24 protein-coding genes, 1 rRNA gene and 1 riboswitch are annotated in these 26328 nt (G+C 69.6%); of the genes, 18 read left to right on the top strand and 7 right to left on the bottom strand.

Annotated features, from left to right (window positions below):
• From rrf to AB0959_RS06765, 11 genes are all read left to right on the top strand, one after another.
• A 5S ribosomal RNA gene (gene rrf, locus AB0959_RS06815) occupies positions 1–105 on the top strand; the annotation flags it as partial.
• Between the two features lie 108 nt (positions 106–213).
• Positions 214–822 (top strand): CDP-alcohol phosphatidyltransferase family protein, encoded by a 609-nt coding sequence (locus AB0959_RS06810; RefSeq protein WP_366825216.1) that lies wholly within the window; start codon positions 214–216, stop codon positions 820–822.
• 116 nt (positions 823–938) lie between these two features.
• A complete protein-coding gene (locus AB0959_RS06805) occupies positions 939–3434 on the top strand; it encodes a mannose-1-phosphate guanyltransferase (protein WP_366825215.1) in 2496 nt (831 codons plus the stop codon).
• Positions 3435–3537: 103 nt separating this feature from the next.
• On the top strand, positions 3538–4443 hold the full coding sequence (locus tag AB0959_RS06800; protein WP_366825214.1) for a DUF881 domain-containing protein: 906 nt from the start codon (positions 3538–3540) through the stop codon (positions 4441–4443).
• Positions 4440–4772 carry a small basic family protein gene (locus tag AB0959_RS06795; RefSeq protein WP_006134295.1) on the top strand — a complete coding sequence of 111 codons (333 nt, stop codon included), beginning with the start codon at positions 4440–4442 and terminating at the stop codon, positions 4770–4772. The genes AB0959_RS06800 and AB0959_RS06795 overlap by 4 nt, the downstream gene beginning before the upstream one ends.
• A gap of 5 nt (positions 4773–4777) precedes the next feature.
• Positions 4778–5755: a DUF881 domain-containing protein gene (locus AB0959_RS06790; protein WP_366825213.1), complete on the top strand. Its 978-nt coding sequence runs from the start codon at positions 4778–4780 to the stop codon at positions 5753–5755.
• A gap of 190 nt (positions 5756–5945) precedes the next feature.
• A complete protein-coding gene (locus AB0959_RS06785) occupies positions 5946–6776 on the top strand; it encodes an FHA domain-containing protein (RefSeq protein WP_366825212.1) in 831 nt (276 codons plus the stop codon).
• 44 nt (positions 6777–6820) lie between these two features.
• The gene (locus AB0959_RS06780) at positions 6821–7579 is read left to right on the top strand and encodes a MerR family transcriptional regulator (RefSeq protein WP_366825211.1); all 759 of its coding nucleotides are present in this window, start codon (positions 6821–6823) and stop codon (positions 7577–7579) included.
• Between the two features lie 84 nt (positions 7580–7663).
• Positions 7664–8137, top strand: a complete 474-nt coding sequence (locus tag AB0959_RS06775) for a bifunctional nuclease family protein (protein ID WP_005475662.1) — start codon at positions 7664–7666, stop codon at positions 8135–8137.
• A 395-nt stretch (positions 8138–8532) separates the two neighbouring features.
• Entirely contained in the window at positions 8533–9192 is a 660-nt protein-coding gene (locus AB0959_RS06770) for a MerR family transcriptional regulator (protein WP_366825210.1), read from the top strand.
• 78 nt (positions 9193–9270) lie between these two features.
• Positions 9271–10686 carry a DNA polymerase IV gene (locus tag AB0959_RS06765; protein WP_366825209.1) on the top strand — a complete coding sequence of 472 codons (1416 nt, stop codon included), beginning with the start codon at positions 9271–9273 and terminating at the stop codon, positions 10684–10686.
• A gap of 92 nt (positions 10687–10778) precedes the next feature.
• Here the strand turns inward: AB0959_RS06765 and AB0959_RS06760 are convergent, their stop codons facing one another.
• Positions 10779–11147, bottom strand: a complete 369-nt coding sequence (locus AB0959_RS06760) for a PRC-barrel domain-containing protein (protein ID WP_366825208.1) — start codon at positions 11145–11147, stop codon at positions 10779–10781.
• A 121-nt stretch (positions 11148–11268) separates the two neighbouring features.
• Positions 11269–11363: riboswitch (glycine riboswitch) on the top strand.
• Positions 11364–11538: 175 nt separating this feature from the next.
• Here AB0959_RS06760 and gcvP point away from each other — a divergent pair.
• Positions 11539–14424 (top strand): aminomethyl-transferring glycine dehydrogenase, encoded by a 2886-nt coding sequence (gene gcvP, locus AB0959_RS06755; RefSeq protein ID WP_366825207.1) that lies wholly within the window; start codon positions 11539–11541, stop codon positions 14422–14424.
• 95 nt (positions 14425–14519) lie between these two features.
• On the opposite strand, the gene AB0959_RS06750 is transcribed toward gcvP, so the two are convergent.
• Positions 14520–14714: a DUF5999 family protein gene (locus tag AB0959_RS06750; RefSeq protein WP_366825206.1), complete on the bottom strand. Its 195-nt coding sequence runs from the start codon at positions 14712–14714 to the stop codon at positions 14520–14522.
• 430 nt (positions 14715–15144) lie between these two features.
• Positions 15145–15723 carry a hypothetical protein gene (locus tag AB0959_RS06745; RefSeq protein WP_366825205.1) on the bottom strand — a complete coding sequence of 193 codons (579 nt, stop codon included), beginning with the start codon at positions 15721–15723 and terminating at the stop codon, positions 15145–15147.
• Between the two features lie 569 nt (positions 15724–16292).
• Between AB0959_RS06745 and AB0959_RS06740 the strand changes: the two genes are divergently transcribed.
• Positions 16293–17810, top strand: a complete 1518-nt coding sequence (locus AB0959_RS06740; RefSeq protein WP_366825204.1) for a glutamate--cysteine ligase — start codon at positions 16293–16295, stop codon at positions 17808–17810.
• 286 nt (positions 17811–18096) lie between these two features.
• Positions 18097–18897 carry a type II CAAX endopeptidase family protein gene (locus AB0959_RS06735; RefSeq protein ID WP_366825203.1) on the top strand — a complete coding sequence of 267 codons (801 nt, stop codon included), beginning with the start codon at positions 18097–18099 and terminating at the stop codon, positions 18895–18897.
• Positions 18898–18978: 81 nt separating this feature from the next.
• On the opposite strand, the gene AB0959_RS06730 is transcribed toward AB0959_RS06735, so the two are convergent.
• From AB0959_RS06730 to AB0959_RS06720, 3 genes are all read right to left on the bottom strand, one after another.
• Positions 18979–19788, bottom strand: coding sequence for a PhzF family phenazine biosynthesis protein (locus AB0959_RS06730; protein WP_366825202.1), 810 nt, complete (start codon positions 19786–19788; stop codon positions 18979–18981).
• A gap of 326 nt (positions 19789–20114) precedes the next feature.
• Complete coding sequence (locus AB0959_RS06725) at positions 20115–20894, bottom strand: SDR family oxidoreductase (protein ID WP_366825201.1); 780 nt, start codon at positions 20892–20894, stop codon at positions 20115–20117.
• A gap of 110 nt (positions 20895–21004) precedes the next feature.
• Complete coding sequence (locus AB0959_RS06720) at positions 21005–21655, bottom strand: HAD family hydrolase (protein WP_366825200.1); 651 nt, start codon at positions 21653–21655, stop codon at positions 21005–21007.
• 106 nt (positions 21656–21761) lie between these two features.
• Between AB0959_RS06720 and AB0959_RS06715 the strand changes: the two genes are divergently transcribed.
• Positions 21762–22400, top strand: a complete 639-nt coding sequence (locus AB0959_RS06715) for a PadR family transcriptional regulator (RefSeq protein WP_366825199.1) — start codon at positions 21762–21764, stop codon at positions 22398–22400.
• Positions 22401–22517: 117 nt separating this feature from the next.
• Here the strand turns inward: AB0959_RS06715 and AB0959_RS06710 are convergent, their stop codons facing one another.
• Positions 22518–22946, bottom strand: coding sequence for an SRPBCC family protein (locus AB0959_RS06710; RefSeq protein WP_366825197.1), 429 nt, complete (start codon positions 22944–22946; stop codon positions 22518–22520).
• 236 nt (positions 22947–23182) lie between these two features.
• Between AB0959_RS06710 and AB0959_RS06705 the strand changes: the two genes are divergently transcribed.
• The 3 genes from AB0959_RS06705 (at position 23183) to AB0959_RS06695 (ending at position 26277) form a co-directional block, all read left to right on the top strand.
• Entirely contained in the window at positions 23183–23740 is a 558-nt protein-coding gene (locus tag AB0959_RS06705; protein ID WP_366825196.1) for a Clp protease N-terminal domain-containing protein, read from the top strand.
• Between the two features lie 254 nt (positions 23741–23994).
• The gene (locus tag AB0959_RS06700; protein ID WP_366825195.1) at positions 23995–25035 is read left to right on the top strand and encodes an EamA family transporter; all 1041 of its coding nucleotides are present in this window, start codon (positions 23995–23997) and stop codon (positions 25033–25035) included.
• 264 nt (positions 25036–25299) lie between these two features.
• The gene (locus AB0959_RS06695) at positions 25300–26277 is read left to right on the top strand and encodes an EamA family transporter (RefSeq protein ID WP_366825194.1); all 978 of its coding nucleotides are present in this window, start codon (positions 25300–25302) and stop codon (positions 26275–26277) included.
• Positions 26278–26328 lie beyond the last annotated feature (51 nt).

The raw sequence follows: 26328 nt of genomic DNA, 5'->3' as shown, positions 1-26328 counted from the left end.
AGCGTGAGGGAAACGCCCGGTTACATTCCGAACCCGGAAGCTAAGCCTTACAGCGCCGATGGTACTGCAGGGGGGACCCTGTGGGAGAGTAGGACACCGCCGAACTCCTTTTAGAGCTCTGGTTCTTGGGCACCCGCCCAGGAGCCAGAGCTTTTTTGCGTTGAGGTAAGGTCAGGGGGCATCGTTGGCTCGTTTCCCACAGGAGGCCCCCGGGTGGAGGTCCAGGAGACCCGGATCCAGACAGACCGGGTCCTCACCATCCCGAACATCCTCAGCATGGCGCGGCTCGTTGGTGTGCCCGTCTTCCTGTGGCTGATCCTCTGGCCGGAGTTCGGCGGTCCGAAGAGTGACGGCTGGGCACTTCTGGTGCTGGCGCTGAGCGGCGTCAGTGACTACCTGGACGGCAAACTGGCCCGGCGCTGGAACCAGATCAGCAGCCTGGGCCGGCTCCTCGACCCCGCGGCCGACCGGCTCTACATTCTGTCGACCCTGGTCGGTCTCACCTGGCGCGAGATTCTGCCAGTTTGGTTGACCGCTGTACTTCTGGCGCGAGAACTGGTTCTGCTGGTGATGGTGGGCATCCTCAGACGCCACGGCTATCCCCCTCCCCAGGTGAACTTCCTCGGGAAAGCCGCTACCTTCAACTTGATGTACGCCTTCCCGTTGCTGTTGCTCAGTGACGGAAGTGGATGGATCTCGTCACTCGCTGCTATTTTCGGATGGGCGTTCGCCGGATGGGGTACAACGCTGTACTGGTGGGCAGGGATCCTCTACGTGGTTCAGGTCCGCCGACTAGTCAGGGCGGATGCCCTGGCCGATTGAGCTCGCCCCGATTGGGCGACCGCAGTGGCCTGATGGCCCGTGGGGGAAAAGTGCGGGACAATCTGGACGGGTGAAGTCGGCTAGACCGTCGTCTCTTCAAGGAGGACGCTTCCGACATGAAGGCCGTTGTGATGGCCGGAGGCGAAGGCACGCGCCTTCGCCCCATGACCTCGAGCATGCCCAAACCGCTCCTGCCCGTGGCGAACCGCCCGATCATGGAGCACGTGTTGCGGCTGCTCAAAAGGCATGGGCTCAATGAGACCGTCGTAACTGTCCAGTTCTTGGCCTCGCTCGTCAAGAACTACTTCGGTGACGGTGAGGAGCTCGGAATGGAGCTCACCTATGCCAATGAGGAGAAGCCACTCGGAACTGCCGGGAGCGTCAAGAACGCCGAGGAAGCACTGAAGGACGATGCGTTCCTCGTCATCTCCGGCGATGCTCTGACCGACTTCGACCTCACTGAGCTCATCAATTTCCACAAGGAAAAGGGTGCGCTGGTCACCGTTTGTCTGACGCGGGTACCGAACCCCCTCGAATTCGGCATCACCATCGTGGACGAGGAAGGCAAGGTGGAGCGCTTCCTGGAGAAGCCCACCTGGGGCCAGGTCTTCTCGGACACGGTGAACACGGGCATCTATGTGATGGAGCCCGAAGTCTTCGACTATGTCGAGCCCGATGTTCCCGTCGACTGGTCCGGCGATGTCTTCCCCCAGTTGATGAAGGATGGCAAGCCGATCTACGGCTACATCGCGGAGGGTTACTGGGAGGACGTCGGTACCCACGAGAGCTACGTCAAGGCGCAGGCCGACGTCCTGGAAGGCAAGGTCGACGTCGAGATCGACGGATTCGAGCTCTCGCCCGGGGTATGGATCGCCGAGGGGGCCGAGGTGCACCCCGACGCAGTGCTGCGGGGGCCGTTGTATGTCGGTGACTACGCCAAGGTCGAGTCCGGCGTGGAAATCCGTGAGCACAGCGTCGTCGGGTCGAATGTCGTCGTGAAAAGCGGGGCTTTCCTGCACAAGTCCGTTGTCCACGACAACGTGTACATCGGGCAGCACAGCAATCTCCGGGGCTGTGTCGTCGGAAAGAACACCGACATCATGCGGGCCGCGCGGATCGAGGACGGCGCCGTCATCGGTGACGAGTGCCTCATCGGTGAAGAATCGATCGTGCAGGGGAACGTACGCGTCTATCCGTTCAAGACCATCGAGGCCGGCGCCTTCGTCAACACATCGGTGATCTGGGAATCGCGAGGACAGGCGCACCTCTTCGGGGCCCGCGGTGTGTCCGGCATCCTGAACGTGGAGATCACGCCCGAACTGGCCGTACGACTCGCGGGCGCGTATGCGACGACCCTGAAGAAGGGCTCCACGGTCACCACGGCCCGCGACCACTCCCGAGGTGCCCGAGCTCTGAAGCGGGCGGTCATCTCGGCGCTCCAGGCCAGTGCCATCGACGTACGCGACCTGGAGAACGTGCCGCTGCCGGTCGCCCGGCAGCAGACCGCGAGGGGCAGCGCCGGCGGCATCATGATCCGGACCACGCCCGGAGTGCCGGACTCCGTCGACATCATGTTCTTCGACGGACGTGGGGCGGACCTCTCCCAGGCGAGCCAGCGGAAACTGGACCGGGTGTTCGCACGCCAGGAGTACCGGCGGGCGTTCCCCGGAGAGATCGGCGATCTGCACTTCCCGGCGAGTGTCTTCGACTCGTACACCGGATCGCTGCTGCGGAACGTCGACACGACCGGGATCTCCGAGTCGGGCCTCAAAGTCGTCGTGGACGCGTCCAACGGCAGTGCCGGACTCGTACTGCCCAGTCTGCTGGGCAAGCTCGGGGTGGACTCGCTGACCATCAATCCCGGTCTCAACGAATCCCGGCCGACGGAGACCGCGGACATGCGGCGGTCGGGGCTGGTGCGGCTGGGCGAGATCGTGGCGTCGTCGCGGGCCGCGTTCGGTGTGCGGTTCGACCCCGTGGGTGAGCGGCTCTCGCTCGTTGACGAGAAGGGGCGCATCGTCGAGGACGACCGGGCTCTGCTGGTGATGCTGGACCTGGTGGCCGCGGAGCGGAGGAGCGGCCGCGTGGCTCTGCCGGTGACCACCACGAGGATCGCCGAGCAGGTTGCGGCGTACCACGGGACGCAGGTGGAGTGGACGACCACGTCGCCGGACGATCTGACCAGGGTGGGGCGGGACGACTCCACGATCTTCGGCGGGGACGGGCGCGGTGGGTTCATCGTGCCGGAGTTCAGCAGCGTCTTCGACGGCACCGCGGCCTTCGTACGGCTCATCGGGCTGGTCGCACGGACGCAGCTCACGCTCAGCCAGATCGACGCGCGGATTCCGCGGGCACACGTCCTGAAGCGGGATCTCGCGACGCCCTGGGCCGTCAAGGGACTGGTCATGCGGCGGGTCGTGGAGGCCGCCGGGGATCGCTTTGTCGACACGACTGACGGCGTACGGGTCGTGGAGACCGACGGACGGTGGGTGATGGTGCTGCCCGATCCGGCCGAGGCCGTCACGCATCTGTGGGCAGAGGGACCGGACGACGCCTCCGCGCAGGCACTCCTGGACGAGTGGTCGGCGGTGGTGGACAGCGCCGGTCGCTGAGCACACGCGGCGCGCCGGACGAGTGCCCCCAACGGGGTCCGTCCGGCACGCCGATCGGCCCATCGGTGGGGCCATTCGGAGGTACTGGCCGCGACGTGCGACGATGTGCGGCATGCCGCAGCAGCCCCCCGTTCGGAGCACACCCTCGCGCCCCCCGCGCCCGGATGCCTCCATGTCGCTGCTCACCAACGTCATGGACCACAGCCTCGACGACGGGTATGCCGAGGCCGCCGCCCGCAAGAAGGCCGAGGGCACCAGCGGCATGCCCAAGACCGTGCGCGCCAAGCTCGGGCTCGCCGCCGGTCTGGTGCTCGCTGCTCTCGTGGTGACCGTGGGAGCGGCGCAGGCCCGCGTCGCGGCCCCCGTGGTGGCCAAGGAGCGCGAGGAGCTCATCGACCGTATCGAGCGCGAGACCGCGGCCGCGGACAAGCTCGAAGGCGCCGTCGACGACCTGCGAGCCGACGTGAGTGCGCGGCAGCGCGAGGCGCTGAAAAAGGGCGGCGGGAGCGACCAGGGGGAGCTCGTGGGCGTCCTGTCGGGAGCCGTCGGGGTTCACGGCCCCGGCGTGAAACTCGTCGTCGACGACGCCAAGGAAGCCACGTCGGGCGGTGACGGCGACCCACGCGAGACCTCCGACTTCTCCGACACCGGGCGTGTCCGTGACCGTGACATGCAGAGGGTCGTCAACGGGCTGTGGCAGTCGGGGGCGGAGGCGATCTCGATCAACGGGCAGCGGCTGACCGCGCTGTCCGCGATCAGGGCCGCGGGCGACGCGATACTGGTCGACAACAAGCCGCTGGTGCCGCCGTACACGGTGCTTGCCGTGGGGGACGGGAAAAAGCTGAGCACCAGGTTCCAGAACAGCCCCGACGGGCTGTACCTGCACGCGCTGCAAGAGAACTTCGGGATCCGGACGGCCATCTCCGCCGAGGGCGACGTCCGACTGCCGGCCGCACCGAGCGTGATCGTACGAACAGCAGAACCGAGAACCGAGAAGGGCACATCGTGATCGCCGTACTGGGCCTCATCGTGGGAGTCGTGGCCGGACTCTTGGTCCGCCCAGAGGTTCCGGCGGTGGTCGAGCCGTATCTCCCCATCGCCGTCGTGGCGGCGCTCGACGCCGTGTTCGGAGGTCTGCGCGCCATGCTGGACGGCATCTTCGACGACAAGGTCTTCGTGGTGTCGTTCCTGTCGAACGTGGTCGTGGCCGCGCTGATCGTGTTCCTGGGCGACAAGCTGGGTGTCGGTGCCCAGCTGTCCACGGGCGTCGTGGTCGTCCTCGGTATCCGCATCTTCTCCAACGCCGCGGCGATCCGTCGGCACGTCTTCCGGGCGTGAGGCCGATGAGCGAGCACGACGAGACGCCGACGACGAACCTGCGCAAGGACAGCGGCTCGAAGAACGGCCCTCCCGCGAACAGCACCACAGCGGACGGCACCGCGAAGAACGGCGGCCGGAAGGGCGGCGGCCCCGAGAACAGCGGCCAGGAGGAGACGCCGACGACGCGTCTGCGCCGGGAACTACCCAAAGAGGTGCCGTCCCTGCCTTCCCAGTCCTCCGGTCCCTCTGAGGCGACCGAGGAGGCGGAGGAGCCCGTTCTGACCGGTCGGCAGCGGCTCGTCATGGGTCTGTGGCCGCCGCGCTTCTCTCGTGCCCAACTCATCGTCGCCCTGCTGCTGTTCGGCCTCGGCTTCGGCCTGGCCGTGCAGGTGGCCTCCAACAGTGACAGCGACAGCGCCCTGCGCGGTGCACGCCAGGCGGACCTCGTTCGCATCCTTGATGAACTGGATGACCGCACTCAGCGTCTGGAAGAGGAGAAGCAGGGGCTCGAGGATCAGCGCACCGAGTTGGAGAACAGCTCGGACCAGGCCGAGGAGGCCCGCAAGCAGACGGTCGAGAAGGAGAGGCAACTCGGCATCCTCGCGGGCACGGTGGCGGCACAGGGACCGGGCATCACGGTGACGATCAACGACACGAAGGGAGCGGTCGAGGCGGACATGCTGCTCGACGCGATCCAGGAGCTGCGCGCGGCCGGCGCGGAGGCGATCCAGGTGAACGGTGTGCGGGTAGTCGCCGGCACGTATCTGACGGACTCCGGCAAGGGGATCAGCGTCGACGGGAACAAGATCACCCAGCCCTATCGTTTCAAGGTCATCGGCAAGCCGCAGGATCTGGAGCCCGCACTGAACATCCCGGGAGGCGTGGTGCAGACGCTGGAGAAGGAGCAGGCCACCGTGACCGTGGAGCGAGCGGACAAGATCATCGTGGACGCCTTGCGAGCAGCGAAGCGGCCTGACTACGCTCGGTCGTCCTCCCAGTGAACCCCGGGTGCATGGGGCCCGTCCGGCGGGGGCATGAGGTTGCGGGGGGTCGACGCATCGAACGGGTGGTGCGTGGTGGAAACTGTCAGGTGGATACGGACGTTATGAGGATGTCCGGGTCGACCGATGTGGTCAATCAGGGTTCGTCCTGCCCCACGGGCGGGTCTGTTTCGGTCAAGGGGAATCGCCCGTGAAGTTGTTTGCGAAGTTGTTCGGCAAGAGCGCGCGAGAGGACAGCGAAAACGCTACCGCTCGCCACCGTGCACAGCCCGACGAAGAGGGCCAGCGCCCCATGTTCCGCGACCAGGTCGCTGGTCCGGGCGGTGACATTTCCGGAGGTCAGGGCGCGGCGTCTGTTGACCCTGCCCAGTCCGGCCGCATAGGTTTCGGAGATCCGTCAACCTCAAGTGCGGGTGGAGGGTTTGGTCCCGGCCCGTACACGTCCAATGCCCCGGCGGGGCAGCCGCGGCAGGAGGATCCGTCCATGTCGGCCCTGGTGTGTACGAGGTGCGGGAACCGCAACGCTGAGAACAGCCGTTTCTGCTCGAACTGCGGCGCGCCGCTGCGGGCCGGGGTGACTCCCGAGCGTCCGTCGGAGACGACCTCCACGATCTCCATCTCGGGCCTCGAGGCGTACGACTCCGAGACCACGGGCCAGACGGCCGTCCCGGCCCTCTCTCCCGAGGCTCAGGCCGCCGTCGACGCGCTGCCGCTCGGCTCGGCCCTCCTTGTGGTGCGCCGCGGCCCCAACTCGGGCAGCCGGTTCCTCCTGGACGGTGACCTGACCACGGCTGGGCGTCATCCGCAGAGCGACATCTTCCTGGACGACGTGACCGTCTCGCGCCGTCATGTGGAGTTCCGTCGCGGGGCGGACGGCTCCTTCACGGTCGCCGACGTCGGCAGCCTGAACGGCACGTACGTCAACCGGGAGCGGATCGACCAGGTCTCGCTCTCGAACGGTGACGAGGTGCAGATCGGCAAGTACCGCCTGGTCTTCTACGCGAGCCAGCGGGGCTACTGAGCCTCCCCCGGATCTCCGTCCGGGGGGACCCCCAGGGAAGGTCCATGCTTCATACACCGAGCGGCGGTGCCGGGAACGGCGCCGCCGCGACGGACAGCGGACTGATGAGCATCGGCACAGTGCTGAACGTGCTGCGTGACGAGTTTCCCGAAGTGACGATCTCCAAGATCCGGTTCCTGGAGTCGGAGGGGCTGGTCGAGCCGCAGCGTACCCCCTCCGGGTACCGGAAGTTCAGTGCGGAGGACGTCGAGCGTCTCGGGCACGTGCTGAGGATGCAGCGGGACCACTATCTGCCGCTGAAGGTGATCCGGGAGCATCTGGACGCCCTGGAGCGAGGTGAGCCGGTACGCCTGCCCGTCGTGGGGCGCCAGCGGGACACCGGTGACGGGGAGCAGGGGTTCGAGGAGCTCTTCGGAGAGCCCGAGGAGCCGACGGTGGCCCGGCTCGGGCGTGCGGAGTTGCTGTCCGTGGCCGGGATCTGTGAGGAGCAGCTGGCCGAGTGGGAGTCGTACGGACTGGTCTGTGCGCTGCCCGACGGGGCGTATGACCCCGAGGCGGCGACGGTGGCCACTCTTCTGGTGGAACTCGGGCGGTTCGGGATCGAGCCACGGCATCTTCGGGCCATGAAGGCCGCAGCCGACCGTGAGGCAGGCCTGGTCGACCAGGTGGTGGCCCCTCTTCGGCGCCATCGCAATCCGCAGACCAGGGCCCATGCGGAGGCCCGTACGAAGGAGCTGGCGGGGCTCACGGTGAAGCTGCACGCCGCGCTGGTGCGGACCGCGCTCGGAGTAAGGCTGCCCTGACTCCCCGGGGTGGATGGGGCCGGTCTGGTGGGCCAATATCTGTCCGACTACCCAAACGTCCCGCGCACGGCCTAGGGTTGCTGTGTGAACGAGCTCGATGTCGTAGGTGTCCGGGTCGAAATGCCCTCCAACCAACCGATCGTGCTCCTGCGTGAAGTGGGAGGCGACCGTTACCTCCCCATCTGGATCGGGCCGGGGGAGGCGACGGCGATCGCTTTCGCCCAGCAGGGCATGGCCCCCGCTCGACCGCTGACCCACGACCTGTTCAAGGACGTGCTGGAGGCCGTCGGCCAGGAGCTCACGGAAGTACGCATCACGGATCTGCGTGAGGGCGTCTTCTACGCGGAGCTGGTGTTCGCCAGCGGGGTCGAGGTGAGTGCACGCCCGTCCGACGCCATAGCGCTGGCCCTGCGTACCGGGACGCCGATCTTCGGCAGTGACGGGGTGCTGGACGATGCCGGCATCGCCATCCCGGACGAGCAGGAGGACGAGGTGGAGAAGTTCCGCGAGTTCCTCGACCAGATCTCGCCCGAGGACTTCGGCACGAACAGTCAGTGACGCGGCCGGGGTCCGGAGTGCGGTACCGCCCGTAAGGGCGGCCCGCAGCGATGGAGCTGTCCGGCCGTGGAGGCCGTCGAGCCGAGGGCGCGCCCCACGGGGCCTGGTCTGGGGCCCATTTTCGTCCGCGTGATCGGTGTCACCGGTGCCACCGGTGTGGGAGGCCAGAGGCCCCGGACAGCTGGGCGATTCGTGCTCGTGTGCGGCGTGTGTACCGGCGACAGCACGGTGTTACCCGGCTCGACGGAAGCGCATTCGGCTAGCCTTTCCCCGCGGGAGGGCACGGGAAACCACTCGTTGGGTGATTATCACTCGGCGTGCCGAGTGTGGCGATCGTTGACGCACCCCTGGTGACTGCCTACCGTCGAGAAGGCAGGTCAAGGACGGAGGTCGGCGTGGGAAGCAGCGGCGACGGTACGGCTGGGGGCGCCCACGGACGTGGTCCGGGGGGCGGCGGCCCGTACCCGCTCCACGGCAACGCGGCCGGTCACGTCCCGCCCAGGCCGGCCCCGGTTCCGGTCGACGCGGGGGCGGCGTCCGAGGCGGCGGCGTCCGAGGCGGCGCAGCAGATCGGTTACCGCGGCCCCACCGCGTGCGCGGCCGCGGGCATCACCTACCGGCAGCTCGACTACTGGGCCCGTACGGGCCTCGTGGAGCCAAGCGTACGGCCTGCCTACGGGTCCGGTACGCAGCGGCTGTACAGCTTCCGGGACGTCGTCGTCCTGAAGATCGTGAAGCGGTTCCTCGACACCGGCGTGTCGTTGCAGAACATCCGCACCGCTGTCCAGCACCTCAGAGAGCGTGGCTTTCGGGATCTGGAGCGGATGACGCTGATGAGCGACGGCGCGACCGTCTACGAGTGCACGTCACCCGACGAGGTGCACGCCCTGCTTCAGGGCGGGCAGGGCATCTTCGGGATCGCCGTGGGCGTGGTGTGGCGGGACGTGGAGAGCGCCCTGTCGCAGCTGCACGGAGAGCGCATCGACACGGGTGAGACGCTCGTCGGCCACAACCCCACGGACGAGCTGGCGCGGCGGCGCAACCGGGCGGTCTGAGGGGCCGCAGACCCCGTGGTAGCCCTCTGGCGCGGCTGCGGCGGCCCATTGTCAGTGGCTTAGGGCAGCATCGGAGATGTGAGAACCGCGCCCACGATCCTGCATCTCGACATGGATGCCTTCTATGCCTCGGCGGAGCAGGCGTCCAAGCCGAGCCTGCGTGGGAAGGCCGTCATCGTGGGCGGGCTCGGGCCGCGCGGGGTGGTCGCCACCGCCTCCTACGAGGCGCGGGTCTTCGGGGTGCACTCGGCGATGCCCATGGGCCAGGCGCGGCGGCTCGCGCCGAACGCCGCGTATCTCGTGCCGCGTTTCGAGTTCTACCGGGCGATCAGCGAGCAGGTCATGGGGCTGCTGCGGGCTCTGTCGCCGCTGGTGGAGCCGCTGAGCCTGGACGAGGCGTTCGTCGACCTCGAGGCCGGGGGAGTGGCCCGGGACGGGGAGTCGGCGCGGCTCACGGGGACGAAGCTGCGCGCCGACATCCGGGCCGTGACCGGGCTGACCGGTTCGGTGGGGCTCGCGGCCTCCAAGATGCTCGCGAAAATCGCGTCCGAGGAGGCCAAGCCGGACGGCCTCGTGCTCATCGAGCCGGGGACCGAGAGGGCGCTGCTCGGTCCGAAGTCGGTGCGGATCCTGCCGGGGGTGGGGCCGGCTACCGGCGACCATCTGCGAAGGGCCGGGATCACGACGGTCGAGGAGATCGTGGAGGCGGGTGAGGACGAGCTCGTGCGGCTGGTGGGCAAGGCGCACGGGCACGGTCTGTACGCCATGGCGCTGGCCCTCGACGACCGGCCCGTGGTGGCCGAGCGGGACACGAAGTCGGTGTCGGTGGAGGACACGTACGACGTGGACATCCACGATCGTGTGCGGGTCCGTATGGAGGTGCAGCGGCTCGCGGACCGGTGCGTGCGGCGGCTGCGCGGGGCGCGGCTGTCCGGGCGGACCATCGTGCTGAAGGTGCGGAGGTACGACTTCTCGACGCTGACCCGGTCCGAGACCCTGCGCGGGCCCACGGACGATCCCGCCGTGGTGCGGGAGGCGGCGGCGCGGCTGCTGGAGGGCGTGGACACCACGGGAGGCGTACGGCTGCTCGGGGTGGGGGTCAGCGGGCTCGCCGACTACACGCAGGAGGACCTGTTCGCCCAGGCGGCGGGGGAGACCCACCTCGAGGACGAGGACACGGCGGAGGAGACCGCCCGGGAGGAGGCGGTGCCCGCCGAGCGGCGCTGGCCCGCTGGGCACGACGTGCGGCACACCGAGTTCGGACACGGGTGGGTGCAGGGCAGCGGGCTGGGTCGGGTGACCGTGCGTTTCGAGACGCCGGACTCGGCGCCGGGCCGTGTCCGCACCTTCCGTACCGACGACCAGGCCCTCCAGCCTGCCGATCCGTTGCCGCTGATACCGGGTGGGCCGACCGTGGTGGCTCCAGGGCTGGTGGGCGAGGCGGCGCACGGCTCGGGCGCGGAGCGTCCGTCGGAGATCGTCGACCGGATGTGAGACGCGTGAGCGAGAGGCGAGAGCGAGAGGGGGGAGCCGTGGGCGACGGGGGCTGTTGCGGCGTACGGGTGAACGTGCGTCCGCGGTCCGCTTCAGGCCTCCTCCGAGCCCGCGATCTGGCCGAACTCGCGGTCCACCGGGGGAGGAGGCGCGATGTCCAGGCCGTAGTGGTGGTAGAGCTGGAGTTCCTGTTCCGGGGAGAGGTGGCGGCCGACGCCGAAGTCGGGGGCGTCCTTGATGAGGGCGCGGTCGAAGGGGACGCGGAGGGCGCCCTCCACCAGTTCGCTGGGCTCCAGGGGGACGAAGGCGTCACGGCTGAACAGGCCCATGCGTATCGCCGCCCACTCGGGGATCCCGGTCGCGTCGTCGAGGTACACCTCGTCGACGGTGCCGATCTTGGTGCCCTTGCGGTCGAACGCTTTGCGGCCGATCAGGTTGCGCGGATCGATGTCGGTCTGCACGGGCCCTCCAAGTCGTCGCATATGGTGCAACTCGTCCCTAGGACTACGAAAAGGCACATCGAGGAAGGTGGCCACTCGAAGACGCGTGCGTTGGTCGCGCTGGTAGGCTGACATCGGCTGCTGACCCCGTGCGGGAGAGTCCTCCGGCTCCATCGGAGGCGCCGAAGGAGCAACTCCTCCCCGGAATCTCTCAGGCCCCTGTACCGCACGGACGAGGTCACTCTGGAAAGCAGAGCGGGTGTCGACGGCTTCCGCTCTCACCGACGGTGAAAGCCGGGGCCCTAGGGCAGCCCGGTGAAGCTCTCAGGTTGAGATGACAGAGGGGGAGGCCGTCCGGACACCCCTGCCGTGGTGTCCCTCGAAGGTCGCGTCAGACCAGGAGGCCTCCGCAATGACCGCCGATCGCATTCCGCTCTCCGAACTCGAACAGGGCACCCCGTTCGAGCAGCGCCACATCGGTCCCGATCTGGAGGCCAGAGCGAAGATGCTCGCCCAGGTCGGGTACGGCTCGCTCGAGGAGCTGACCACCGCCGCGGTTCCGGACGTGATCAAGAACGCCGACGCGCTGGAACTGCCGGGTGCGCGCACCGAGGCCGAGGTCCTCGCCGAGCTGCGCTCCCTCGCGGACCGGAACCAGGTGCTGGACTCCATGATCGGCCTGGGCTACCACGGGACGTTCACGCCGCCGGTCATCCTGCGGAACGTCATGGAGAACCCGGCCTGGTACACGGCCTACACGCCGTACCAGCCGGAGATCTCGCAGGGACGCCTCGAAGCGCTGCTGAACTTCCAGACCATGGTCGCCGACCTGACCGGCCTGCCGACCTCGGGTGCGTCGCTGCTGGACGAGGGAACGGCCGCGGCCGAGGCGATGGCGCTGTCCCGGCGCATGGGCAAGAACAAGAAGGGCCTCTTCCTGGTCGACGCGGACACCCTGCCGCAGACCGTCGCCGTGATCGAGACGCGTGCCGAGCCGACCGGTGTCGAGGTCGTCGTCGCCGATCTGAGCGAGGGCATCCCGGCCGGGATCGCCGAGCGTGAGATCAACGGTGTTCTCCTGCAGTACCCGGGCGCCTCCGGCGCCGTCCGGGATCTCAAGCCGGTCATCGACCGGGCGCACGAGCTGGGCGCGCTGGTCACCGTGGCCGCCGACCTGCTCGCGCTCACCCTGCTGACCTCGCCCGGAGAGCTGGGCGCCGACATCGCGGTCGGGACGACGCAGCGCTTCGGCGTGCCGATGGGCTTCGGCGGGCCGCACGCCGGATACATGGCCGTCCACGAGAAGTTCGCTCGCAGCCTGCCGGGGCGGCTCGTGGGCGTCTCCGTGGACGCGGACGGACACAAGGCGTACCGGCTCGCCCTGCAGACGCGGGAGCAGCACATCCGCCGGGAGAAGGCGACCAGCAACATCTGCACCGCCCAGGTGCTGCTCGCCGTGATGGCCGGCCTGTACGCCGTCTACCACGGCCCCGAAGGGTTGAGGGCCATCGCCCGGCGTACGCACCGCTACGCCACGATCCTCGCCGCCGGTCTCGCGGAGGGCGGTGTCGAGGTGGTGCACAGCGCCTACTTCGACACGCTGACCACGCGGGTGCCGGGACGGGCCGCCGAGGTCGTCGCGGCCGCGCGCGAGCAGGGCGTCAACCTCCGGCTCGTGGACGCCGACCAGGTGTCGATCGCGTGTGACGAGACCACCGCGCGGGCCCAACTGGGCGCGGTGTGGACGGCGTTCGGGGTCAAGGGCGACATCGAGGCGCTGGACGCGGCGACCGAGGACACACTGCCGGCCGCGCAGCTGCGCACCGACGAGTACCTGGCCCACCCGGTCTTCCACCAGTACCGCTCCGAGACCGCGATGCTGCGCTATCTGCGCAGGCTGGCCGACCGCGACTACGCCCTCGACCGCGGCATGATCCCGCTGGGCTCCTGCACCATGAAGCTCAACGCGACCACCGAGATGGAGGCGGTCACCTGGCCCGAGTTCGGGCAGCTGCACCCCTTCGCGCCCGCCGACCAGGTGCAGGGCTACCTCACGCTCATCACCGAGCTGGAGGAACGTCTCGCCGAGGTCACCGGGTACGACAAGGTGTCGCTCCAGCCGAACGCGGGCTCCCAGGGCGAACTGGCCGGTCTGCTCGCTGTGCGCGGCTACCACCGGGCCAATGGCGACGAGCAGCGCACCGTCTGCCTCATCCCGTCCTCCGCGCACGGCACGAACGCGGCCAGCGCCGTCATGGCCGGCATGAAGGTCGTCGTCGTGAAGACCGCCGCGGACGGTGAGATCGACGTCGAGGACCTGCGGGCCAAGATCGAGCAGTACCGCGAGGAGCTGGCGGTGCTGATGATCACGTACCCGTCGACGCACGGCGTGTTCGAGGAGCACGTCGCCGACGTCTGCGGGGCCGTGCACGACGCGGGCGGTCAGGTGTACATCGACGGCGCGAACCTCAACGCGCTGGTGGGCCTGGCCAAGCCCGGCCACTTCGGCGGCGACGTCTCGCACCTGAACCTGCACAAGACGTTCTGCATCCCGCACGGTGGCGGCGGTCCGGGCGTGGGCCCGGTCGGGGTACGGGCGCACCTGGCGCCGTACCTGCCGAACCACCCGCTGCAGCCCGCGGCCGGGCCGGAGACGGGCGTGGGCCCGATCTCGGCCGCCCCGTGGGGATCCGCGGGCATCCTGCCCATCTCATGGGCGTACGTCCGGCTCATGGGCGGTGAGGGGCTCAAGCGCGCCACGCAGGTGGCCGTCCTCAGTGCCAACTACATCGCCAAGCGCCTGGAGCCGCACTACCCGGTGCTCTACACCGGTCCCGGTGGGCTCGTCGCGCACGAGTGCATCATCGACCTTCGCCCGCTGACCAAGGCGACCGGCGTGAGCGTCGACGACGTCGCCAAGCGGCTGATCGACTACGGCTTCCACGCTCCGACCATGTCGTTCCCCGTGGCCGGGACGCTGATGATCGAGCCGACCGAGTCCGAGGACCTCACCGAGCTGGACCGGTTCTGCGAGGCGATGATCGCGATCCGCGCGGAGATCGAGCGCGTCGGGTCCGGGCAGTGGCCGGCCGACGACAACCCGCTGCGGGGCGCCCCGCACACGGCCGCAGCGCTCGGCGGGGACTGGGAGCACGCCTACTCGCGCGAGGAGGCCGTGTTCCCGGCGGGCGTGTCCGCCGCGGACAAGTACTGGCCGCCGGTGCGCCGGATCGACCAGGCCTTCGGCGACCGGAACCTGGTCTGCTCCTGCCCGCCGCTGGACGCTTACGAAGAGTAGTCACACCTGGATACGCGTCGGGGCCGGTTCGGAGAGTGCTTCTCCGGCCGGCCCCTGGTTTCTCCGGGCGGATGCCCGCCCGTGTCGCCTGTGGCTCAGGCGACCGTCATCGCCTGCGCGCGGCGCGGGGCGATGATCTGGCCGTCGGGCAGGAGCTCACCGGTGTCCTCGAAGAGCAGAACGCCGTTGCACAGGAGGCTCCACCCCTGCTCCGGGTGGTGCGCCACGAGGCGGGCGGACTCCCGGTCGGCGGATGCGGCTGTCGGACACGGTGGCTGATGCTGGCACATGGTGGTCGGGATCTCTCGGTTTGTCGTGGTGTGTGGGATGGCTGTCGTGGCTGACTCGCGGCTTGAAGCGTTGTTCATGGCCGCCCCCGTTGCGATAAGTCGGTGGGTCCCAGTGTTGCCCTACGAGCGTCAATCCGCAGCGCTTTTGCGGCACCGTTTTCTCACAGATTGATGACGCATCTCACACGCGGTCGGTTCATCGCAACGACACTGTCCTTTCGGGTGGTTCGCCGTGGTCGGATGGGGCTAGTCCATGCCGACCGGGGGTTTATCCGGCTCGTACGAGCGTTATCGCGCACGAAAGAGCGGAGAATCCCGTCGAAGTGGTGAAACCCGTAGAGGAGAAAGCCGTACCCCGCCGCCGGTCTTTTTCCGGGGCGGGGTACGGAAGTCGTCGGGGGCGGGTGCGGAGGCCGCCGGGTGAGCAGGGTCAGGCGCTGAGCAGCGGGGCGGGAGTCACCCGGTGGGTCAGGACCGGCAGCAGGTCCGCGACCCGGTGCGGACGGTTGGCCGCGATGCCGGGCGGGGCGGGGGCCAGTGGCACAAGGAGATCCGTGGCCGCAGGATGGCCGGCGGCGCCGTCCGCGGTGCAGTCGCCGTGCAGCCAGAGCGTGAGCATGTACAGCTCGGGCACCGACAGCAGACGCGCCTGATACGGCTGCTGCAGGGACTCCGCCTCGCCCAGGGCCAGCTCGGTGGCGGCGACGTACGGGCCTTCGAAGAAGTGTGAGAAGGCCCAGCCATCGGGCGTCAGCCTGGTTTCCGCCGCGGCCACCGCGCGGTCGCCGCAGCGGATCAGGAAACGCCACCCGGCCAGCCGGGTGGCGGACGCGCCCTCGGGTGTGATGCGGTCGAGTACGTGGACGGGCAGCGGGAGTTCGGGCGTCACGGGTCCCTGGGCGCTGCGCAGGGACGGAGTGCGGGCCTCGCGGACGGCGGTGGGAGAACCGAGTGCCGTGAGGACGGTGCGCAATGCGGGCGCGGGAGCCGGAGGGACATGCAGCGGCATGGTGGGTCGCCTCTCATTCGACAGGCATGGTGGCGCGAGGGCGGGGGCGGACGGCGCTGTCAGCTCTCGGGATCAGAGACGCGGGGGCCTGGGGTCCGGTGCGGGAGGGCGGACTGCCGTACGTCACCTGACGGCAGGCCGAGGACCGCGAGCGCCAGCTCTCTGCCTCGTTTCGCGGATTTTATACGAGTCGTGTTCAGGTGATGTTTCCGCTAGCCGTCCCGGATATGAAGAGCAAGGCACTATTCGGTCTTGATAATGCGGGATTCATCCCGATTACACGTGACGTGTGCGCCGGTGACCTCGGAAATTCTCCGAGCAACGGTCGGCCGGTTCTCGTCGGCGTTTTTCACGAGGCCGTCAGGCGTAGAAACCGCGTACTACTTCATGCCTACTGAATGTGCCAATGGGTACTCGGTCAGCGTAGCGGGTGACGGGTCCGCCCGGGGGCGCTATGGAGGGACGCGATGTGGGACGTTATCGATCGCGCTGCCTGGGCATCATCCACCGTGACCCGGGACAGCAGCGGCCGGATCGTCGGCCTGCCCATCAGAGGAGGGGACACTTCGATGGGGGAGAAGGTCGTGGCGGGGTCGTTCGACCTGTCCGATCGACACCGCTACCGTGACAAGCTCCGTCAGTGCCTGACGGGGCTCGAGCGGCTGTTGGAGGAGAAGCGGTTCGACCGGCCCAAGAACCTGATGGGGCTGGAGATCGAGCTGAATCTCGTGGGTGCCGACGGACTGCCCAGAATGATGAATGCCCAGGTACTGGAGCGCATAGCGAGCCGTGATTTCCAAACAGAACTCGCCATGTTCAACCTGGAAGTCAACATAGCCCCACACCGATTGGGGGGCCTCGTATTCGACCGGCTTTCCGAGGAGCTCCGCACGTCCCTGGCATATGCTGACCGCAAGGCGGGTGAGCTCGACGCGGGCATCGTGATGATCGGCATTCTGCCCACGCTCGGCCGGGACGACCTGGTCTCCTCGAACCTCTCCGACGTGGACCGCTACACCCTGCTCAACGACCAGATCGTGGCCGCTCGCGGAGAGGACTTCGCGCTCGACATCGACGGCGTGGAGCGGCTCGTGTGCACGTCGAAGTCGATCGCGCCCGAAGCCGCCTGCACTTCCGTGCAGCTGCACCTCCAGGTCACCCCGGACCGGTTCGCCGGCGTGTGGAACGCGGCGCAGGCGGTGGCGGCGGCACAGGTCGCCGTGGGCGCCAACGCCCCCTTCCTGTTCGGGCACGAGTTGTGGCGGGAGTCGCGGCCTCCGCTGTTCCAGCAGTCCACCGACACCCGGCCCCCCGAGCTCCAGGCGCAGGGTGTGCGGCCGCGTACCTGGTTCGGGGAGCGGTGGATCTCCTCGGCGTACGACCTCTTTGAGGAGAACCTGCGCTTCTTCCCCGCGCTGCTGCCGATCTGCGACGAGGAGGACCCGTTGCAGGCCCTCGATCAGGGGGGCACCCCCAAGCTCGGGGAGCTCGTCCTGCACAACGGCACGGTGTACCGCTGGAACCGGCCTGTGTACGGCATCGCTGACGGCGTGCCCCACCTGAGGGTGGAGAACCGGGTGCTGCCCGCGGGGCCGACGATCACCGACGTCATCGCCAACGCGGCCTTCTACTACGGGGTCGTGCGGGCGCTCGCCGAGGAGTCGCGGCCGGTGTGGACGCGCCTGCCCTTCGAGGTCGCCGCCGCCAACTTCGACGAGGCCTGCCGGCATGGCATCGACGCGCGGCTGCGGTGGCCCCGGCGGGGACGGTACGGCGGGGTCGTGGAGGTCGACGCGGTGAGCCTCGTCCGCGACGAGTTGCTGCCGCTGGCCGAGGCGGGGCTGGATGCGTGGGGTGTCGAGCGGGCGGACCGGGACTTCTACCTCCGAGTGATCGAGGAGCGGTGCCGGAGGCGGGTGAACGGGGCGAGCTGGCAGGCGGAAACGTTCCATCGGGCGCTGGAGAAGGGGCTCGACCGGGATGCGGCGCTGGCTGCGACGACGCGGAGGTATTGCGAGCTGATGCATGTGGGGGAGCCGGTGCATACGTGGCCGGTGGGGTTGTCGGAGCCGGTGCTGTTGGGGTGAGCGGTGGGTTTCCCGCCCCCGCCGCCCCTACCCGCCCCCTCCTGTCCCTGGGGGCTGCCGCCCCAGACCCCCGCTGTCGGCCTGAACGGCCTCGTCCTCAAGCGCCGGACGGGCTGGGTGGTCGAGGGCCGGGTGCGCCCGCCCTGGGATGATCGGGCAAGCTGTGACGTCCCAGGGGATGGTGCCCTCCCTGTTCGGATCTCGTGGCACGATCTTCGCAACTCCTTTCGAGACCTTTTCGGGGCGAAGATGGAGATGCGGTGGGATGACCGAACTGGAGGCATAAGTGCAGGTGGAGGCGGGGTCGGTGGCCGATTCTTTGCCGCTGGACGGATCGGCTCGACGGATGTTCCGGAACGAGACGCTGCTCGTTCTGGCGCTTTCGCTCGGCGCGAGCGCGGTATCCGCTCTGATCAGCTTTGTCGGATCGGTGACGAAGCCGGGAGGCCTGAAGGATCAGGCCGCGACGATGAATGCCTCGGCCGCTCCGGGCCGCCCATGGCTGGACCTCGCCTGGCAGCTCTTCGGTATCACGACGGCGCTGGTGCCGGTCGCACTCGTCGCGCACTTCCTGTTGCGAGAGGGCGCGGGGCTGCGGACGCTCGGCTTCGACCGGACGAAGCCGTGGTTCGACCTCGGGCGCGGGGCGGCGATCGCGGCGGTGATCGGCAGCACGGGCATCGCGTTCTACCTCGCGGCCCGCGGCCTCGGTTTCAACCTCACGGTGGTGCCCGAGGCGCTGCCCGACGTGTGGTGGAAGTACCCCGTCCTGATTCTCTCCGCGATCCAGAACGCGGTCCTCGAAGAGGTCATCGTCGTCGGGTATCTGCTGCGCAGGCTCGGCCAGTTGGGCTGGAGCGCGGGGGCCGCGCTGATGGCGAGCTCGGTGCTGCGCGGCTCGTACCACCTCTACCAGGGCATCGGCGGTTTCATCGGCAACATGGTGATGGGCGTGGTGTTCGTCTACCTGTACCGGCGCTGGGGGCGGGTCGGGCCGCTGGTGGTGGCGCACTCGCTGCTCGACATCGGCGCGTTCGTCGGGTACGCACTGCTGGCGGGCAAGGTCGGCTGGCTGCCGACGGCGTGAGCGTGCGCGACGAGGGTGAAGCGGATGAGGGGCGCGCGGTCCGGCGTGGAGCCGGCGGTGCGCCCCCTTGTATGTGTGTCGTCAGGCGAGCAGCTCGCCCTCGATGACCGTGACCGCGTGGCCGGTCAGGAGGGTCCGGTCGCCGTGGACCTCTGTGCGGACCAGGCCGGAGCGCCGTGAGGCCTGAAGGCCGGTGAGGGCGCGGCGGCCGAGACGGTCGGACCAGAACGGGGCGAGGGCCGTGTGCGCGCTGCCCGTGACGTGGTCCTCGTCGATGCCGACGTTCGGGAAGAAGCAGCGCGAGACGAAGTCGTAGCCCTGGGAGGGGTCTTCGGCGCGGGCCGTGGCGATGACGCCGCGCTCGGAGTAGCGGCCGAGAGCCCTCAGGTCGGGGGCGAGACCGAGGACGGTCTTCTCGTCGGCGAGTTCGAGCAGCAGGTCACCGATGTTCGGGCCGGTGTCGAGGGCGGTGAGCGGCTGGGCGCTCAGTGCCTCGGCCACGCCGTCGGGGAGTTCGGCCGGGGTGAGGGGCGCGGTGGGGAAGTCCAGGGTGAGGGAGCCGTCCTCGTGGGCCGTCGCGACGAGTACTCCGCTGAGGGTGGCGAACCGGACAGGTCCGGTGTGGGCGCCGGTGGTGGAGAGGACGTGTGCTGTGGCGAGCGTGGCGTGGCCGCACATCGCGACCTCGGTTTCGGGCGTGAACCAGCGCAGGGCCCAGTCGGCCTCGCCGTCCTCGGGCAGGCGGTGGGCGAACGCCGTCTCGGGGTGGTTGACCTCCCGGGCCACGTTCTGGAGCCAGGTGTCGTCGGGGAAGGCGTCGAGGAGGACGACTCCCGCCGGGTTGCCGGTGAAGGGGCGGTCTGTGAAGGCGTCGACGATTCGAATCCGCATGGTCCGACGTTAGGTGCCGGGTGGAGTGGCGGGCCAAGGCCAATCGCAGGGCAGTGGACTGGTTTTGAGAGGGGTGCGTGAGGGGGAGGAGCCGCGCCCCTCCGCCCACGTGTCGGTCAGCCGTGGGTGGACGGGCGCGAGTGGACGGCCGCGGGCTGGGGGTGTCGAGGGGGTCCCCAGGCCGGCGGCCGGCCTCCGTGGCCGGGTTCGCCGGCCGGAGGCCATTGGCTGGGGCCATTGGCTGGAGTCAGTGGCTGGGATCAGTGGCTGGGGCCACTGGACGGGTCCATTGGCCGGGTTCAGCAGACGAGGTCCATTGGCCGGGTTCAGTGGACGGAGAACCCGCCGTCGACGAAGATCGACTGCCCGGTGACGTAGCCGGAGGCGGGGCCGGCCAGGAATACCGCCGCTCCGGCGAAGTCCTCGGCGAGGCCGTTGCGGCCGACCATCGTGCGCTCGGCCAGCGCCGCCATCTTCGCCGGGACGGACTGCAGGCGGGCGTTGAGCGGGGTCGCGACGAAGCCGGGCACCAGCGTGTTGCAGGTGACGCCGCGCGACGACCACGCCTCGGCCTGTGAGCGGGCCAGCGATTCGAGAGCCCCCTTGCTGACCCCGTAGGCGCCGCTCTGGACGAACGCCCGGTGCGCCTGCTGGGAGGTGATGTGGATGATCCGCCCGAAGCCCCGCTCGGCCATGCCGGGTCCGAACCGCTCGCCCAACAGGTAGGGCGCCTCCAGGTTCACCGCCATCGTGGCGTCCCACACGTCCTCGCCCAGCTCACCCATGGGCGGCCGCAGGTTGATCCCGGCGCTGTTGACGAGGATGTCGGGTTCGCCGAACACCTCGGCCGCCTGCTCCGCCGCCGCGCGCACTCCGTCGCGGGTGCCCAGGTCGGCGCTCACCCAGGCCGCCCGGCATCCGTCGGCCGCGAGCTCGTCGACCGTGGCGGCCAGCTCCGTCTCCTTGCGGGCCACGATCACCACGCCCGCCCCCGCTCGCGCGAGAGCCCCGGCGATGGCCCGGCCGATGCCGGAACTGCCGCCCGTCACCACAGCGGCCCGGCCGTCCAGCGAGAAGAGTTGGGAGAGGTAGCTGTCCGAGGTCATGCCCGAACCCTAGACGGCGGGTGCGTGGCGGCGGTCCCTGGGGCGGATCGGCGGGGGAGCAACGCCCGGTGCGGAGAGGCCGGTTGGGCAGGTCCGGCATCCTGCTTGGGTCATCCCGTCGTACTGATGGCGTGGTCGATCGCCGAGGCGGCGTCGGGAGCCAGGTGGGTGGGCCGGAAGGAGTCCTGGGCCCAGGGGCGGCCGTCCGTCACCCACACGCTGCGGAGTCCGAGTGCGTGGGCGCCCGCGATGTCGGCGTGCGGTGAGTCGCCGATCATCCACGCGCCGGTGAGGGAGGCGCCGACGGTTGCCGCCGCGGCGTGGAAGATCTCGGGATCAGGTTTCTTGTGACCGACGCCTTCGGAGACGACCCAGCCCTCGACGAGCCGGTCGAGGCCGGTGTTGCGGATCTTCGTTTCCTGCTGGGCCGTGCGGCCGTTGGTGACGATCACGCACGTCCAGCCCGCCGCCCGCGCTCTGCCCAGGGCCTCGCGGGAGGGCTGCCCCAGGACGACGCGGTCGGCGGCGCCGTGGTCGAGAAGGGCACGGATGGCGGTGGCCGGCACCGCGTCCCCGTACCGGTCGGTGAGGGCGGTGGCGACATCGTGCCGCGGGGTGTAGCCGCTCGCGTCGACGTGCGTCACCCACGTGAGATCGGAGCCGGCCAGTCCGTGTTCGGCGAGGAAGCCGGCGACGGCGGCGCGGAAGGCCGCGTCGCGGTCGATCAGGGTGTTGTCGAGGTCCAGCAGCAGCAACGGCATGACCGGCAGTAGACCACGGACAGACAGCGAGAGGCTTGTCATGCGAACTATTCCGATATATCGTTGAGGCATCGCGACAGATCAACGATGGAATGGAGTGATTGCGATGCGTACCCGTGGACAGGACTACGGATTCGAGCGCGGACATGGACGTCACGGCGGGCGCGGCCCGCAGGGACGTCCCGACTTCGAAGCGCTGCGCGGTGCCTTCGGGCCGTTCGGTCCGGGGCACGGCGGCCCCGGCTTCGGCCCGGGTTTCGGGCCGGGCCCGTGGGGCGGACGCGGCAGGGGAGGGCCAAGGGGAAGGGCGCGGCGCGGCGACGTACGGGCGTCGATCCTGGCCCTCCTCAAGGACCGGCCCATGCACGGCTACGAGATGATCCAGGAGATCGCCGAGCGCAGCGGAGGGGCGTGGAAGCCCAGCCCCGGCTCGGTCTACCCCACCCTCCAGTTGCTGGAGGACGAGGGCCTCATCGCCAGTGAGACGGAGGGCGGCAAGAAGCTGTTCTCGCTCACCGAGCCGGGTCGTACGGCGGCCGACGAGGGGCCCGAGGCGCCGTGGGAAGAGGCCTCGCGCGGGGTCGACTGGGAGGCGCTGGGCGAGATCCGGCAGGCCGGCTTCGGTCTGATGGAGGCGTTCGGCCAGGTCTGGAAGACCGGCAGCAAGGACCAGCGCGACAAGGCGCTGGCGGTCATCAACGAGGCCCGTAAGAAGCTGTATCTGATCCTCGCCGACGAGGACTGACAGCCCGGCCGCAGTACGGCATGAGGGCGCCCTGCGGAACTGTCCGCGGGGCGCCTTGGTGTGTGCGGGTGACGCGGTACGCGAGGAGTAGTGGTGGTGCGGGACCGTGTGTCCGGGTTACGCCACCAGTCCACCCAGCTTGCGCAGCGACTCGTTCAGCGCGGCCGTCGCCGAGTCCTTCAGTTTGCCCGCCATCAGGGAGACGGCCGCGCCCGTGAACTCGCCGTCGATGCGGACCGTGGTGGCGGTGCCGTCCGGCGTGAGGGTGTAGCGCGTGGCGAGGTCCACGGCCATCGGGCCCTTGCCGCGGATGGTGAGGACCCGGGCGGGCTCGAGCTCCGCGATGGTCCACTCGACCTCCGCCGGAAAGCCCATGAGCTTCAGGTTCTCCTGGAAGGTGCCGCCGACCGCGAGGGTCTTCGGGCCGCCCTTGGGGAAACTCGTGTGGGTCGTGTTCCAGTCCCCGTACGCGGACCAGTCGACGAGTTGGGCCCACACCTTCTCGGCGGGTGCCTCGATGCGTGCCTCCGCGCTGACCTCGGCCATGCGACCACCTCTTCGTCTCGGGCTGCGGTGTCGCGGAACGTAGCGGCACGGCCTGCAACATTCAATACTGATGAACCGTCAGGAATGGTTCGGCGGGAACGGCACGATGTCGTTCTCGGGGATGTGTTCTCATCCGTAAGGAGGAGAACCGGTTCATCCGCACCAACCTGTGTCGGACGCGAAGATGCTGCCCGGCGAGGATGACTCGGCCGGAAGGGACTGATGGGGTGGGGGATGTGCGACCCCATATCCCCCGGCAGTCCGCCGCCGACCACGACCGGACAGGCGCGGAGACCGATGCCCGACTCACCGACGAGCTGGCAGCGGTGATCGCCGGTGCGCGCAGGCGGGCGCTGCGGGACGGGGACCGGCACATCGACACCGCGCATCTGCTGCACACGCTCCTGGAGTCCGACCCCGAGGTGCGCGCCGTCTTCGGCGACGGCGCGCAGGTCGCCCGGCTGCTCGGGTACCTCGTGCAGCGGAGCATCGGCTATGGACTGCGGTGGCAGAGCAGCGTCGAGGACTCCGGTGCCGTCCCCGTGCTCACCGACGTGGCGGGCTGGTCGCCGGTGGCGGCCGGGGCGATGGAGGACGCGTGCGGGCGTGCGGCGGCGCGTGGCCGGGCGGGTGGTGGGGTGCGGGCCTGTGGGGTCGATCTCCTCGCCGCGATCGTCGCGGCTTCGGAGTCGCGGGCCGTGGAGGTGCTCGGGCGTGCGGGGGTCGACGTGGGGGCGTTGTCGGTGCGGATGGGGGCGGCCAGCCGCCCGGAGGGTGGGGATGCCGCCGGCTGAGGACGGGTTGGTGGGTGTGTGGGCGCCGCCGTGGTTGCTGCGTGTCGTGGTGGCCGTCCGTCTCGTCGGCCGGGTTCCTGTCGGTGGGTGGGTGCGGGTTTGGTGTGGCTGGTCGCGCAGTTCTCCGCGCCCCTTAAGGGCGCGTAGCCCGCCCGCGTTCCTCAGGATCACGAGCCCTCGGACCGCACTGCGGTGGTCCAGGGCGTGAGACAGGTGTCAATGGGGGTGACGCTCATGTCATCGGCTGTCATCATGTGCCGGTGCGGATCTCTCAGGGCAGTCAGGGCGGCCACGGCCGAGGCGTCGGACTCGGGCTGGCGCTCGGGTCGGCCGTCGCCTTCGGTGGATCGGGTGTCGCGGCCAAGCCGTTGATCGAGGCGGGGCTCGACCCGCTCCACGTGGTGTGGCTGAGGGTGGCGGGCGCCGCGCTGGTGATGTTGCCGCTGGCCGTGCGCCACCGCGGACTCCCGCGCCGGCGGCCCGCGTTGCTCGCCGGGTTCGGACTGCTCGCTGTGGCGGGAGTGCAGGCCTGCTACTTCGCGGCGATCTCGCGCATCCCGGTCGGGGTCGCGCTGCTCGTGGAGTACCTCGCCCCCGCCCTCCTGCTCGGCTGGGTGCGGTTCGTGCAGCGACGGCCGGTCGCGCGTGCCGCGGCTGTGGGAGTCGTGCTCGCGGTCGGCGGGCTCGCCTGTGTCGTCGAGGTGTGGTCGGGAATGAGCTTCGACGCGCTCGGTCTGCTGCTCGCCCTGGCCGCCGCCTGCTGTCAGGTCGGCTACTTCGTCCTCTCCGACCAGGGCGCGGACGGGGGTGAGGAGGCGCCGGACCCGCTCGGTGTCATCGCCTACGGCCTGCTCGTCGGCGCCCTCGTGCTCACCGTCGTGGCCCGCCCGTGGACGATGGACTGGTCCGTCCTCGCGGGCACCGCCGGGATGGACGGCACGCCCGTCGCGGCCTGGCTGCTGCTCGGCTGGGTCGTGCTGATCGCGACGGTGCTCGCGTACATCACCGGAGTGGTCGCCGTCCGCAGGCTCTCCCCGCAGGTCGCGGGCGTCGTGGCCTGCCTCGAAGCGGTCATCGCGACCGTGCTCGCCTGGGTGCTGCTCGGCGAGCACCTCTCCACACCGCAGATCATCGGCGGTGCCGTCGTCCTGGTCGGCGCCTTCATCGCGCAGTCCTCGACACCCGCCAAGACCTCCGAGGAGCCGGTCGCGGGCGGTTCGGGCCACGATCGGAGCGGCGACAAGGCAACGGACGGCTCCGAAAGGCAGTTGTCGGCTCCCGGAAGCGCCCCATAGGATGCTGATCATGCCGTCGACGCTCGTTCTTCCTCCCCCGGCCGCCTGAGGCGGGCCTCCGGGAGTCACGCCCTGCCGGTCGGCAGGGCTGAACGGTGCTGCCCGCAGACGAAGTCCGAGGACCTTTCCGTACGCCGGTGAGCTGCGCCCAGCTCATGCCAGTGCTCACGCACGCCAGTGTCCAGCACATGCCAGTGCCCAGCACACCTCACCCCGGCGACGACGTGGTCCTTTCCCGAACTTCTGTTTCTGCGGAGAGAACACGTGTCGAACACTGTCTCCGGCCTGCCCGTAGGGCGAGGCCTCTTGTATCTGATCGTCGCCGGTGCCGCATGGGGCACCGCGGGCGCGGCCGCCTCCCTGGTCTACCGGACCAGCGACATGGGACCGGTCGCCCTGTCCTTCTGGCGCTGTGCCGCCGGGCTCGTCGTGCTGCTCGCCGTCCGCCTCCCGCGTCGGCGGGTCCGGCCCGGTGTAGCCGTGCGGACCGCCCCCGTCCGTGACCCGCTCGGCCGCAAGGCGCTGCGGGCCGGGGTGACGGGCATCGGGCTGGCCGTCTTCCAGACGGCCTACTTCGCCGCGGTCGAGGAGACCGGCCTCGCCGTGGCGACCGTCGTGACACTGGGCGCCGGTCCGGTGCTGATCGCGCTGGGCGCCCGGCTGGCCCTGGGCGAACGCCTCGGAGGCGGCGGCGTGGCAGCCGTCGCGGGAGCGCTCGCCGGGCTCGCCGTCCTCGTGCTCGGCGGTGGCGGGGCGAGCGTACGGCCCTGGGGTGTGCTGCTCGCGCTCGTGTCGGCCGCCGGGTACTGCGTGATGACGCTGCTCACCCGGTGGTGGGGACGCGACGGTGCGGGCGACGCCTCGGGTACGACCGCGTGGACGTTCGCCGTGGCGAGCCTGTGCCTGCTGCCGTTCGGGCTGGCCGAGGGGCTGGTCCCGGCGACTGGCCAACTCTCCCTGCTGCTCGGGCTGTTGGCGTACATCGCTGCCGTTCCCACGGCCCTCGCCTACGCGCTGTACTTCGCCGGAGCGGCCGTCGTCCGGTCGGCCACCGTGTCCGTGATCATGCTGCTGGAGCCCGTGAGTGCGGCCGTGCTCGCCGTTGTGCTGCTCGGTGAGCAGCTGACGGCGGCGACAGTGGTCGGCACGCTGCTGATGCTCGGGTCGGTCGCCGGGCTCGCGGTGGCTGAGGCGCGGGGTGCGGTCGTGGTCGAGCGGGAGGTGGAGGCTGTGCGCGTGTGAGGCGTGGGTGCGGGTCCTCCCCGGAACGGGTGGGGCCCGCACCGTCACTCG

The sequence above is a fragment of the Streptomyces sp. NPDC046862 genome (genome assembly GCF_040704615.1).
Taxonomy (GTDB): Bacteria; Actinomycetota; Actinomycetes; order Streptomycetales; family Streptomycetaceae; genus Streptomyces.
Note: the sequence above shows the minus strand (reverse complement) of the source record. Positions and strands in the feature narration are given on the sequence as shown.

Coding starts and splice junctions, on each gene's coding strand:
- AB0959_RS06725 (WP_366825201.1), bottom strand. CDS start 20,894: ATGACCTCGGACAGCTACCTCTCCCAACTCTTCTCGCTGGACGGCCGG.
- AB0959_RS06750 (WP_366825206.1), bottom strand. CDS start 14,714: ATGTGCCAGCATCAGCCACCGTGTCCGACAGCCGCATCCGCCGACCGG.
- AB0959_RS06710 (WP_366825197.1), bottom strand. CDS start 22,946: ATGGCCGAGGTCAGCGCGGAGGCACGCATCGAGGCACCCGCCGAGAAG.
- AB0959_RS06740 (WP_366825204.1), top strand. CDS start 16,293: ATGGGGGAGAAGGTCGTGGCGGGGTCGTTCGACCTGTCCGATCGACAC.
- AB0959_RS06805 (WP_366825215.1), top strand. CDS start 939: ATGAAGGCCGTTGTGATGGCCGGAGGCGAAGGCACGCGCCTTCGCCCC.
- gcvP (WP_366825207.1), top strand. CDS start 11,539: ATGACCGCCGATCGCATTCCGCTCTCCGAACTCGAACAGGGCACCCCG.
- AB0959_RS06800 (WP_366825214.1), top strand. CDS start 3,538: ATGTGCGGCATGCCGCAGCAGCCCCCCGTTCGGAGCACACCCTCGCGC.
- AB0959_RS06780 (WP_366825211.1), top strand. CDS start 6,821: ATGCTTCATACACCGAGCGGCGGTGCCGGGAACGGCGCCGCCGCGACG.
- AB0959_RS06730 (WP_366825202.1), bottom strand. CDS start 19,788: ATGCGGATTCGAATCGTCGACGCCTTCACAGACCGCCCCTTCACCGGC.
- AB0959_RS06720 (WP_366825200.1), bottom strand. CDS start 21,655: ATGCCGTTGCTGCTGCTGGACCTCGACAACACCCTGATCGACCGCGAC.
- AB0959_RS06790 (WP_366825213.1), top strand. CDS start 4,778: ATGAGCGAGCACGACGAGACGCCGACGACGAACCTGCGCAAGGACAGC.
- AB0959_RS06715 (WP_366825199.1), top strand. CDS start 21,762: ATGCGTACCCGTGGACAGGACTACGGATTCGAGCGCGGACATGGACGT.
- AB0959_RS06745 (WP_366825205.1), bottom strand. CDS start 15,723: ATGCCGCTGCATGTCCCTCCGGCTCCCGCGCCCGCATTGCGCACCGTC.